This window comes from Spirillospora sp. NPDC048911, from assembly GCF_043198015.1.
Lineage (GTDB): Bacteria > Actinomycetota > Actinomycetes > Streptosporangiales > Streptosporangiaceae > Spirillospora.
Genome location: NZ_JBICUD010000003.1, coordinates 517,997 through 529,496, shown reverse-complemented (window position 1 = coordinate 529,496; position 11,500 = coordinate 517,997). Strand labels below are relative to the sequence as shown.

Genomic DNA, 11,500 nt, shown 5'->3' with positions numbered 1-11,500 from the left:
GTCAAATTCAAGGGGTGGGAATGCGCATCGGTGAACTGGCCCGGCGCACCGGCGTGAGTGAACGTTCGCTGCGCTACTACGAGCAGCAGGGCCTGCTCTCAGCAGATCGTACGCTCGGTGGCCACCGCGATTTCCCCGAGAGCGCGGTCGACCGGGTCATCCGCATCCAGGAGCTCTTCGCCGCGGGCCTGCACAGCACCAAGATCGCCCGGTTGCTCCCCTGCATGCGCGACACCGACGGCGGCCCGTCCGAGATCGCCACCCCGCTCCTGGTCACCGAGCTGTCCGAGGAACGCGACCGCATCGACCGGATGATCAACGACCTGATCCGTTCCCGGGACGTCCTGGACGAGGTCATCGACACGGCCGGAGGCCGCCCCGCAGACGTGCATTCCCTCTGACCTCCACCACAGCCGTCCGCGAGTCTCCGCACCTGCGAGGGGCATCTGCAGCGCTCAACGATGCTGTCACCCCCCGCATCGCGTCCGTCCAGTCGCGTCTACATGCGCCCTCCACCCGTGGCGCACGCGACTCGGTCTTTGGCGGAGTGGGGACGAGCACCGCAGAACATACGGCCAGGCCATACCAATATCCCTGGCCCGCCAGGCCGCGATGCCTCCATCTGCTGACGCGCCGCCGCGCTTGATGACGACAAGGTCAACCGCAACGACCACGGTCCGCGTCAGCTCTGCGCCTACCCCTGCGGCGAGTGTCTTCCGCGTCCAACCTGGCTCCGTGGCGCGCCTGCCTGAGGCGTCGGGTGCGGCTAGGGGAAGTCGCGGATGGGGGCATTGCCGGGAAGGACGAAGGCCCGGCGGGCGCGGGTGGGGAGATGGTCGCTTCCGAACGGGCTGCCCGAGTCGATGAGGTCGAAGACCCTCCGCTCGCCGGCCGCGGAGAACATGCGGCTCATTGTGGGCCGGAACCCGGCCCCGTCGAGGGGTTGTTCGATCGCCGTGACCCCGCCTGAACGAACCGTGATTCGCATCGGCGAAAGGAAACCGGTGCCGGCGAGGAGCGAGGTGCCCTTCCTGGCGTACTCCTGGCAGGACGTGTAAACGCCGGCCAGCAGGTCGGGACCGCGCTGTTCGATCTCGATCAGTTCGAGATCGCAGAACCATCGGCTCTTCAGCTCGGGCTGCGCGTCAAGTGCGCCGCCGAGCTTGGCCTTGGTCTCAAGATGCGCCTGGATCAGCGGAATCAATTCGGTGCGCAGGTGCCCCTCGACAGTGGGTGGTTCGGGGTCCGGCCACGCCACAATCCCAGTGGCGGCTCCACCGACGGCGAGCACCGCCCCGACGATGAGCCAAGATCGCCCGCGCATGGCCACCACCCTAGGGGCGCAAGCGTCGGATTCCGCCGCATTCAAGCAAAGCCGGACGTCAACCACGTCAGACCGCCATCACCAAGCGGTGAGGAGCCGCCCCCTGCGACTCTCCCCAGCCACAGCAATCCGCTCAAACACACACGCGAGACATCCGGCGCAAGGCAAACCCGCAGCAGCGCAGCGCGGCAGTGCGTGAGCAAAGGGCGCAGAGCACGCGCGTGCGGGGCAACGGGGGGCCGCACAGCGCGGAGACGCGCCCCGTGAGGTATGCGGCGCGGGCACATGGTGCGGGAGGGCGGCGGCACATGGAACGGGACGCGCCGTGGGCCCACGCGGCGGAGGCGCATGGAACGGGGACGCGGCAGGGGATGAAGCGGGATATGGCGCGAACGCGCGTGGCGCAGACGCATCAAGCGGTGGTGCGTGGCACGGCGCATTTAGAGGTGGTGCGTGGCACGGGCGCATTAAGAGGTGGTGCGTGGCACGGGCGTATCAAGCGGTAGTGCGTGGTGCGGGCGCGTTAAGCGGGGTGCGCAGTGCGGGGAGCGTAGTGCGGCGTATGGCGTAGGCGGACGCTCGGAGGCGTGGCGCACGCCCTATGGGGCCATTGGGCGGGAAACGGTCGAGGTGCATGGAGCAGGACATGCCGTGGGCCATGCGGCGCGAGGACATGGCGGCCCGATATGGCAAGAAGGTGCGCAGGGCGGGGGCGCGACCGCTCGGCGACGCACGAACTGGCCGCGGGGTGGAGGCGCATGGCGCCAAAGTCGTACGGAGTCAAAGTCGTACGGAGTCAAAGTCGTACGGCATGGCGGACGGTGTGGCGTCGGGTGCGGCGCGGGCATTCGACCGGCGGGACGGGTCGTATGCTGCGGCCATGGTTGAGGATGTGCGGGCGGTCGAGTGGACGGGTGAGGGGCTGCGGCTGATCGACCAGACTCAGCTGCCTGGTCGGCTGGATCACTTGGACATCCGTGATGTTGAGGGGCTGGTCGGGGCGATTCAGCGGTTGTCTGTGCGGGGAGCGCCGGCGATCGGGGTCGCGGGTGCTTTTGGTGTCGCCATCGCCATGATCCAGGCCGGTCGTGAGGGCTGGGGCCAGGATGCGCTCGCGGCGGCGGTCGCGCGGGTGCGGGACGCGCGGCCGACGGCGGTCAACCTCGCGGCGGGCGTGGACCGGGTGATCCCGTTCATGTCGAAGGGCGTGGAGGCCGTCGTCGCGGAGGCACAGGCGCTGCTGGACGAGGATGTGCGCGGCAACCGGGCCATTGGCGCGTTCGGCGCCGACTGGCTATTGGAACGATCCAAGGATCGGCCTCTTCGCGTGATCACTCACTGCAACGCCGGGGCGCTCGCCACTGCGGGTTGGGGGACCGCGTTCGGGGTCGTCCGCGAGTTGCATGCCCGTGGAAGGCTGGATCTGGTCTATGCCGATGAGACCAGGCCACTGCTCCAGGGCGCCCGGCTTACGGCCTGGGAACTCGGCCAGCTCGGCATTCCCCATGTGGTCCAGGCGGACGGGGCCGCCGCCAGCACCATCCTGCGCGGCTTGGTCGACGTCGCGATCATCGGCGCCGACCGGATCGCCGCCAATGGCGACACCGCCAACAAGATCGGATCGGTGGGGCTGGCGCTGGCCTGCGCCGACGCGGGCATCCCCTTCGTGGTCGCCGCCCCCTGGAGCACGATCGACCTCGGAACCGCCTCCGGCGCCGACATCCCCATCGAGGAACGGGCGGCGGACGAGGTTCTCGCTTGGGGCGACGTCCGGACCGCGCCTGCCGGCTCCCGCGCGTTCAACCCCGCCTTCGACGTCACGCCCGCCCGTTTGGTGAGCGCGCTCGTGACCGAAACCGGGGTGATGGAAATCTCTGCGGGAGAGACGCCTGGTCAGCGCTGACTTTGGCGCACACGGCTGTTCCCTGCGCGGGTGTGGGCCGTCAGACTGCGGGCAGATCCCGGCCGACGCGAGGAGACGCCATGGGACTGACGGTTGCGGTGACCGGGCCGACAGGTGAGATCGGCACGGCGGCGGTGCACGCGCTCGAAGACGACGACCGTGTCGAACGGATCATCGGGATGGCGCGCAGGCCGTTCGATCCGGCGAGCCGAGGTTGGAAGAAGACCGTCTACCACCAGGGCGACATCCAGGACCGCTCCGCCGCCGACGCCCTCGTGGCCGGGGTTGACGTGGTCCTGCATCTCGCGTTCATCATTCTGGGCTCCCATAAGGAGAGCGAACGGGTGAACCTGGCCGGCACCCGCAACGTCTTCGAGGCCACTCAGGCAGCGGTACGACCGTCTCGTCTCGTCTACACCTCCTCCGTCGCCGCCTACGGTTACCACGCCGACAACCCGGTGCCGCTGACCGAGGACATCCCGCCCCGTGGCTCGGACGCGCACTACTACTCCGCGCAGAAGGCCGCGTGCGAGAAGCTCCTGGCCGAGACGACCGAGGGGCTGGACGTCTACGTTCTGCGTCCCTGCATCGTCGCCGGTCCTGAGGCGACCGTCCTCCTCCGCAACATGCCGTGGGAACAGGCCGCGCCCTACGTTCCCGACCCGCTCCGCCGCCTCCTCGGCGTCGTCCCCGGCCTGCGCCCGGTTCTCCCCGATCCCGGGGTTCGCTTCCAGCTCGTTCACCATGACGACGTGGCGTCCGCGCTGGCCGCGGCCGTCGCCGGGGACGGCCCGCCAGGCGCGTACAACCTGGCCGCCGACGGTGAGCTCACCATCGGTGACCTGGCCCGCGCGATAGGTGCGTACTCCGTTCCGATCCCCTCGGGCCTGGTCGGCTTGACCGCCGAGCTGGTCAACCTCCTGCCGCTCGTGCCCTCCCAGGCCGAATGGATCCACGCCGTCCGGCACCCGATGATCATGGACACCGCCAAGGCCCGCCGCGAACTGGGCTGGGCCCCGCGGCACACCGCTCAGCAGACCCTCCAGGCCATGGCCCAAGCCCAGCGCTGACCCGCACTGACAAGACGCGTCGCCGTGGTAGTACCCAGACCGACAAGCGTGCCGCCTCAGAAGGTCGCCAGTGCAGAGCCGCACCTTCGGCTCGGTCGTGTTCACATAGAGAGCGCAGCCCCGCCTTCACCCATCCGTAAGCGACAAGCCCGCCCACGTCACGCGCCCGCCTGGGAGACGCGTGTCTGGGCGCGCTGGCCTGGATCGCGCGTGCCAGGGACGCGCCAGCCCAGACCACGCGTGTCTAGGGCGTGCGTGTCTGGGACGCGGTGTCTGGGATGCACCTCCTGGGACACGCGTGTCTGAACGCGCCTGCCTGGGTCACGCATGCCAGGGACACACCAGCCTGGGTCACGCATGCCCAGGTCACGCGTGCCCAGCTCGTGCGTGTCTTGGACGGGCTTGCCTGGGCTTGGGACGGGCCTGCCTGGGGCGGGGGCCAGGTTGGGGGTGGGCCTCCTTTTGTGGGACGGGGGTGGGGGCTGCGGCGCGGTTTGTGGCGCGCCGCAGCACCAGGTCAGGGGGTGAGGGTTCGGGTGGCGGCGCGGAGGCTTGCGTAGAGGCGGGCCTCGTACGCCTTGGCCGTTCGGACGTCGTTGTTGAGGATCAGCGCGTCGTTGAGGGCGGGGAGGCGCTGGGTCGCGTAGCCGGTGTCGATGCCGGGCGCGTAGATCTGGTGCCGGTACCAGGGGCGGCCCGGTAGTCCCACCTGGGTGAGCAGATCGCGTTCGGCCTGCATGAGCTTGTCGTTGAGGCGGCGGAACGCGGCGGTGTCACCGGCGCTGAGCGCGGCGTCGGCACGGGCCTGGAGTGCTTGCGCGGCTTGCTGCCACGCCTTGGCCTGCGCGATGTCGCGTGAGACGTCGACCACGACGCGCCCATACTTCTGCCGCTGTTGGTCGGTGAAGTCGCTGAGGTAGGTCGCGGTCTCCGCCGCGTACGGCTGGTAGCGCATGGCGACGACGTCGGCGTTGGCGAGGCGGAGGACGGCGATGCCGACGAGCCGCGACATGGCCGCGTGGTATTCGAAGGAGGGGTCGCCGAAGTGGCTCGTCCAATAGAAGTCATCGCACGCGCAGTGGTAGCTGCCGGCGGAGCCGGGAGTGGCCGAGCCCATGTCCATCGCCGGTACGCCGAAGCGCTGGAAGAACGGCTGGAAGTCGGAGCCGCCGCCGATCCGGCTGATGGGCGTCTTGCCGTCGTTCTGCTGCTTCCACACCTCGTAGAGGGACTTACCGGTGCCGGGCCACTGCACCTCCTTGGTCGCGTCGATGACCGACTGGTCGAGCGCGGGAGTCGCGGAGGCACCGAACGTCGATCCGCCTGCGCCGTCCATGTTCACGTACGCCACGGCCTTGCGAAGCTGGCTGCCCCGCTCCTCGGCGTACTCGGTCGAACCGTAGATGCCGTACTCCTCGCCGTCCCAAGTGGCGAGGACGATCGTGCGCTTGGGCCGCCAGCCCTTCTTGAGCAGTTGCCCCAGAGCACGGCCGATCTGCAGGACGTTCTCGGTGCCGGAGAGGTTGTCCACGCTTCCGTACGTCCAGGAGTCGTGGTGCGCGCCGAGGATGACCTCCTGGTCGGGGCGCTCCTTGCCCGGGATCCGCACGGTCACGTCCCAGAGCGGCCTGATCTTGTAGTCGTGCCGCACGTCCAGGTGCACGCGGGTGCCGCCCGGACCGAACTTGTACGGGAACGGCAGCCCGCCCTGCCACTCCTTCGGCACCTGACTGCCCTTGAGGGCACGCAGCAACGGCTCGGCCGCGCCGTACGAGATCGGCGTCGTGGGAACGAGCCCGCGCAACATCGGCGCCTCGGACGGCTTGAGCCGGCGGGCGTTCTTGGTCGCGGCCCAGCCCGGCGTGAGCGGGTCGCCGGCGGCGAGCATGATCTGCGCGACGCTGCCGCGCTGGATCCCGTCCGCCGCCCGCCACGGCCCTTCCGGATACACCTTGCCCCTGGTGAAGCCGTCATCGGCTGGGTCGGAGTAGATGAGCACGCCCTTGGCCCCGTACTTGGCGGCCTCACGCGGCTTGACGCCACGGAAGACCTGACCGTAACGGGCAAGGACGATCTTCCCCTTGACCGAGATGCCGTTCTTGGCGAGCAGCGCGAAGTCTTCGGGGCGCCCGTAGTTGGCGTAGACGAGGTCACCTTCGACGTTGCCGGACGGCGACAATCCGTTGTGCCCGGGGATGACGTCTTCCCAATATCGCTGCCAGGGACGCTGTTTCTCCTTGGTCGGCAGTGCCTGCCGGGTCGGTGCCGTCATCTCGACCTTGAGGTGCTTGGGCAGCGACAGGTAGGTGTAGTACGTCTTCACCTCCGGCTTGAGCCCGTAAGAACGCAGCTCCCGGACGATGCGTTCGACCCGGTGCCGGTCGCCTGTCGTCGTGGTGAGCGCGGGCTCGCTCGCCAGCTCGGCGTCCAGCCGCCGGGCCTTGTCGCTGGACGGTATGGCGCTGAACAGCTTTTCCAGCTGCCGTTGCCGTTGCGCGTTGTCGGCGGTGAAGCCCGGAATGGAGACGGCGGCGGCCGCCGGGGGAGCGGCGACCACAGTGAGGACGGTGGCAGCGGCGGCCGCCAGCGCCAAGGAGCGGGAACGGAACATCAGAGAAACCTCCCGGCACTCGTGATACGCGTGCGCCCGGAACGTACGTCGCGATCACACGGAGATCCAGATCGCCTGCCGGAACCGGCCACCCTCTCCCCGCCCGGTGGCATCTCACCGCCACTGGGGCCTTCTCATGAGCCGGCCGAGGGCCCCGGGACGGGCTGCTTCCGGGACGGCTGCCTTGGATGGCTGGCCCCGGACGGCTGCCTCCCGGACGGCTGTCCTCGGACGGCCGGAGCTCACCATTGCGCGGAAAGGGTGGCGTCGGGTCAGCCGGCTCGGCCCTTCTCGTAGACGGTGAGGGTTTTCGCGAGGCCCAGAGGGACGAGAACCAGCTCGACCAGCAGGCCCTTCCAGGCGTAGTAAGTGTTGACCGCCCGCGTCGGGTAGGCGAACGGGATGTTGGCGAGAACACGTAGGACCGAGAGATGTCGGCGACGCGCCGCGTACACCAGCGGCGGTATGAAGAGCAGCAGCTCGGTGCCGAGCCACCAGGCCAGGGTCTCGGTGAACGGGACCCGCCAGACGAGGGTGAGCAGCAGCGGGGTCGTCCACCAGATCGGGGCGAGGAGGATCTCCAGGACGGCGAGGACGACCCACAGCGCGAGCATGGGCTTGCGCCTCACCATGGGGCGCAGGTGCAGGCGCACGTTCTGGAAGAAGCCCGCCATCCAGCGCCATACCTGCTTGCGGAGGTAGGTGAGCGACTCGGGGTCGGCGGCCCACGCCACCGCGTCGGAGACGTAGATCGCCTTGCGGCCGCCGATCTGCCACGACCAGGTGACGTCCATGTCCTCGACGATGGTGCGCTCCGGGAATCCGCCGAACGTGACGAGGGCCTCGCGGCGGAACGCCGAGCAGCAGCCGGAACAGACCATGGGGCTGGCGGCCGCGGCCTGGATGGGACGGTGGAAATGAAACCCGAAGAGGTACTCGATCGAACGGCCGCGCTCCCAGATCGTATGGGTGAAGCGTGTCTGCACGTTGCCCGCCGCAATCACCACGTCCGGATCGTCGAACGCGGGTTTCAGACGTTCGATGTAGTCCGGCGCCAGGACGGTATCGGCGTCGACCGCCAACACTAAATCCGTCCGGCAGTAGGGAAGGGCATGGTTTTGCGCGCGTGCCTTGCTGCCGAGGTTGTGCTCAGGACGCAGCACGGTGACGCCGTACGACCTGGCGACGTCGCCCGTGCGGTCGGAGGAGCCGTCGTCGACGACGATGATCTCCTCGGCCGGTACGGTCTGCGTGAGCAGGGACTCCAGCGTCGCGGGCAGCCCCTCCTCTTCGTTGTGCGCGGGAACGATGACGGTCACCGTGATCATCGACGCCCCCTCAGGCGCAGGAACGCGCGGCCGCCGCTGGTGGCGAGCCAGACCGCGCCATAAACGAGAGTGCTCAGCCCAAGCCCGGGCATTCCGCCATGCATTTCGTGGCCCCTTTCTTCGATCGGACTTCGCCATCGTGGACTCGGCCCGAGATCGAATTCCAGACCCCGGCGAATCTGTGGATAACTCAGCGGCCGGGTTATCCACAGAATTCGATTCGCTTGGATCCATCCGTGCGGACCCGACATCATGTGATTCATGACCAACCCCGTGAGACCGGCCGTACTGGAGGCGGTGCTCGAACGCGTCACGTACGCCAACGAGGAGACGGGCTACACCGTCGCCCGCGTCGCCACCGCGCAGACGGGGCACGACCTGCTGACCGTCGTCGGCGCGCTGCTCGGTGCCCAGGTGGGGGAGAGCCTGAAGCTCACGGGCCGCTGGCGCTCGCATCCCAAGTACGGTCGGCAGTTCGAGGTCGAGTCCTACACCACCGTCCTGCCTGCCACGGTGCAGGGCATCCGGCGCTATCTCGGGTCAGGGATGATCAAAGGCATCGGCCCGGTCATGGCCGACCGGATGGTGGAGCACTTCGGCCTCGACATTCTGCGGATCATCGAGGAGGAGCCGGAACGCCTGATCGAGGTACGGGGCCTCGGCCGCAAACGCACCCAGCGGATCGCCGATGCCTGGGAAGAGCAGAAGGCCATCAAGGAGGTCATGGTCTTCCTGCAGGGAGTCGGCGTCTCGACCTCCCTCGCCGTGCGCATCTACAAGCAGTACGGCGACGCCTCCATCGACACGGTTCGCCGCGAGCCCTACAGGCTCGCCACGGACGTGTGGGGCATCGGCTTCAAGACGGCCGACACGATCGCGCAGGCGGTCGGCATCCCCCACGACAGTCCCGAACGCATCAAGGCGGGCCTGCAGTACACCCTGTCCGAAGCGGCTGACGCCGGGCACTGCTTCCTGCCCGAGCCCAACCTCATCACCGACGCCGAGAAGATCCTCGCCGTCCCCCGCACCCTGATCGTCCCCGCCCTCGACACGCTCGCGGCGGAGGGCGGAGTCATCCGCGAACGCGTCTCCATCCCGCCCAGCGACCGCGCGAACATCCCCGCCTCCGAAGCCGCCCACGGCCCCACCTCACGCAACGAGCCCGCCAGCGACCACCCTCAAGAGACCGACACAGAAACCACTGCCACGGAGCCGCCCGCCCCCGCAGATGCCACACCATCCGCAGCACGGCCCACGACCGGAACGCAGATGCAGGGCTTCGCAGCAGGAACCATGAGCGGCGGGCCGGAACTGGATTCCACATCGGGGACCGTGGCGGGTGCGCCGCCGCAGAATTCCGCAACGCGGACTAGGAGCGGCGCGCCAATGTCGGACAAAGGTGCACGGGCCGTGGCGGAGGCGCCGGTGCAGGGTCCCGGCGCGGAGTCTATGAGCGGCGAGTCGGTGCAGGATTCCGCGGGCCAGGCCGTGACCGAGTCGTTGGCGCAGAGTCCCCTTGCGGGGAGCGTAACTGAGACGCCGGTGCAGGATTCTGCGGCAGAGACCATGAGCGGCGCGCCGGTGTCGGATTCCGCTGCACGGGCCATGACCGGCACTTCGGTTCAGGGCTCTGATGAAGATGGGTGGGGCGATTTCTTCGAGAGTGGGGAGCTGACTGTTCCGGCTGTCTATCTCGTGCCGTTCTATCGGGCTGAGCAGTCGCTGGCCCGGGGCCTGCGGGAGTTGCTGGATGCGGGTGACGACCGGCTCGGGGCGTTCGCGGACGTCGACTGGGGCAAGGCGTTCGGCTGGCTCAGGCAGCGCACGGGCACCGAGCTGGCGGCCGAGCAGGAGGAGGCGGTCAAGCTCGCGCTGACCTCCAAGGTGGCCGTGCTCACGGGCGGGCCCGGCTGCGGCAAGAGTTTCACCGTGCGGTCCGTCGTAGAGCTCGCCGCGGCCAAGAAGGCGAAGATCGTGCTGGTGGCGCCCACGGGGAGGGCGGCCAAGAGACTGGCCGAGCTCACCGGGCATGAGGCCGCGACCATCCATCGGCTGCTGCAGCTCCAGCCCGGCGGGGACGCCAAGTACGACCGGGACAAACCGTTGGACGCCGATCTGATCGTGGTCGACGAGAGCTCGATGGTCGACCTCATCCTGGCGAACAAGCTGGTCAAGGCGATCCCGCGGGGTGCTCATCTGCTGCTCGTGGGGGATGTCGACCAGTTGCCGTCGGTCGGTGCCGGTGAGGTGCTCGCCGATCTGCTCAATTCGGAGATCGTTCCGCGTGTCAGGCTGACGAGGATCTTCCGGCAGGCGCAGGAGTCGGGCATCGTCGTCAACGCCCACAGCGTGAACCGTGGTCAGCATCCACGGGGGTTCAAGGACTTCTTCCTCTTTCCGTCCGACGACGCCGAGGAGACCGCTGAGCTCACCGTGGATGTCGTCGCCAACCGGATACCGCGCAAGTTCGGGCTCGACCCTCGGCGCGACGTACAGGTGCTCACTCCGATGCACCGCGGTCCGGCGGGGGCCGGCTCGCTCAACGGCCTCCTCCAGGAGGCCCTGGCACCAGGGGAGGGACCCGAAAAACGCTTCGGCGGCCGAGTCTTCCGCATCGGTGACAAGGTCACGCAGCTGCGCAACAACTACGACAAGGGAGAGGCAGGTGTCTTCAACGGCACTGTAGGCGTGGTCACGGCCTTGTCTGTCGAAGAGCACACGCTCACCGTGCGGACGGACGAGGACGAGGACATCGAGTACGGCTTCGACGAGCTCGATGAGCTGACCCACGCGTACGCGATCACGATCCACCGGTCGCAGGGCAGCGAATACCCGGCCGTGGTCATCCCGCTGACCACGGGCGCGTGGATGATGTTGCGCCGCAACCTCCTCTACACCGGCATCACCCGCGCCAAGAGACTTGTCGTCCTGGTCGGCTCCCGGCGCGCGCTCGCCGCCGCTGTGCGGACGGCAGGTGCGGGCCGCCGCTTCACCGCCCTCTCCCACCGGCTGAGCCAGAGACCGGCATAGCGCGCGACCGCTGCGCCGGTTCGGATCGGAGGGCTGGTGTCACGTTAGCTGCCTGGGCTGGAGGCATGAGCTGGCGTTGCGTCCGGTGTCTGTGCCGAGGCAGGCGGGGCGCGTGACATTGCGGCTGGAATAGCGCGTTGTCCGTGCTGGGCTGAGGCCGGGGCTCGGCAAGCGGTGGCTGTCCTGGATTGGGCTGAGGACTGGCGCGACGTTCGATGGCTGGGCCGAGTTGGT

Annotated in this window: 7 protein-coding genes; 4 read left to right on the top strand and 3 right to left on the bottom strand. The window is 68.6% G+C overall.

Annotation, left to right across the window (positions count from 1 at the left end):
* The first annotated feature begins 20 nt into the window (after positions 1 to 20).
* Positions 21 to 401: a MerR family transcriptional regulator gene (locus ACGFNU_RS16505; RefSeq protein ID WP_392594300.1), complete on the top strand. Its 381-nt coding sequence runs from the start codon at positions 21 to 23 to the stop codon at positions 399 to 401.
* 365 nt (positions 402 to 766) lie between these two features.
* Here ACGFNU_RS16505 and ACGFNU_RS16500 read toward each other — a convergent pair whose 3' ends face one another.
* A complete protein-coding gene (locus tag ACGFNU_RS16500; protein WP_392594298.1) occupies positions 767 to 1,324 on the bottom strand; it encodes a hypothetical protein in 558 nt (185 codons plus the stop codon).
* A gap of 634 nt (positions 1,325 to 1,958) precedes the next feature.
* On the opposite strand from ACGFNU_RS16500, the gene mtnA reads away from it, so the two are divergent.
* Together mtnA and ACGFNU_RS16490 are read left to right on the top strand one after the other, a co-directional pair.
* Entirely contained in the window at positions 1,959 to 3,227 is a 1,269-nt protein-coding gene (mtnA, locus tag ACGFNU_RS16495; protein WP_392594296.1) for an S-methyl-5-thioribose-1-phosphate isomerase, read from the top strand.
* Between the two features lie 80 nt (positions 3,228 to 3,307).
* A complete protein-coding gene (locus ACGFNU_RS16490) occupies positions 3,308 to 4,297 on the top strand; it encodes an NAD-dependent epimerase/dehydratase family protein (protein ID WP_392594295.1) in 990 nt (329 codons plus the stop codon).
* Positions 4,298 to 4,814: 517 nt separating this feature from the next.
* On the opposite strand, the gene ACGFNU_RS16485 is transcribed toward ACGFNU_RS16490, so the two are convergent.
* Together ACGFNU_RS16485 and ACGFNU_RS16480 are read right to left on the bottom strand one after the other, a co-directional pair.
* Positions 4,815 to 6,908 carry a M28 family peptidase gene (locus tag ACGFNU_RS16485; RefSeq protein WP_392594293.1) on the bottom strand — a complete coding sequence of 698 codons (2,094 nt, stop codon included), beginning with the start codon at positions 6,906 to 6,908 and terminating at the stop codon, positions 4,815 to 4,817.
* A 272-nt stretch (positions 6,909 to 7,180) separates the two neighbouring features.
* Entirely contained in the window at positions 7,181 to 8,236 is a 1,056-nt protein-coding gene (locus ACGFNU_RS16480; RefSeq protein WP_392594291.1) for a glycosyltransferase family 2 protein, read from the bottom strand.
* Positions 8,237 to 8,497: 261 nt separating this feature from the next.
* Here ACGFNU_RS16480 and ACGFNU_RS16475 point away from each other — a divergent pair, with 261 nt between their 5' ends.
* Positions 8,498 to 11,266 carry an AAA family ATPase gene (locus tag ACGFNU_RS16475; RefSeq protein ID WP_392594289.1) on the top strand — a complete coding sequence of 923 codons (2,769 nt, stop codon included), beginning with the start codon at positions 8,498 to 8,500 and terminating at the stop codon, positions 11,264 to 11,266.
* The last annotated feature ends 234 nt before the right edge of the window (positions 11,267 to 11,500 follow it).

Bases quoted from the DNA above. Each gene is read 5' to 3' on its own strand.
- ACGFNU_RS16505 (WP_392594300.1), top strand. From the start codon at position 21: ATGCGCATCGGTGAACTGGCCCGGCGCACCGGCGTGAGTGAACGTTCG.
- ACGFNU_RS16500 (WP_392594298.1), bottom strand. From the start codon at position 1,324: ATGCGCGGGCGATCTTGGCTCATCGTCGGGGCGGTGCTCGCCGTCGGT.
- mtnA (WP_392594296.1), top strand. From the start codon at position 1,959: ATGGAGCAGGACATGCCGTGGGCCATGCGGCGCGAGGACATGGCGGCC.
- ACGFNU_RS16490 (WP_392594295.1), top strand. From the start codon at position 3,308: ATGGGACTGACGGTTGCGGTGACCGGGCCGACAGGTGAGATCGGCACG.
- ACGFNU_RS16485 (WP_392594293.1), bottom strand. From the start codon at position 6,908: ATGTTCCGTTCCCGCTCCTTGGCGCTGGCGGCCGCCGCTGCCACCGTC.
- ACGFNU_RS16480 (WP_392594291.1), bottom strand. From the start codon at position 8,236: ATGATCACGGTGACCGTCATCGTTCCCGCGCACAACGAAGAGGAGGGG.
- ACGFNU_RS16475 (WP_392594289.1), top strand. From the start codon at position 8,498: ATGACCAACCCCGTGAGACCGGCCGTACTGGAGGCGGTGCTCGAACGC.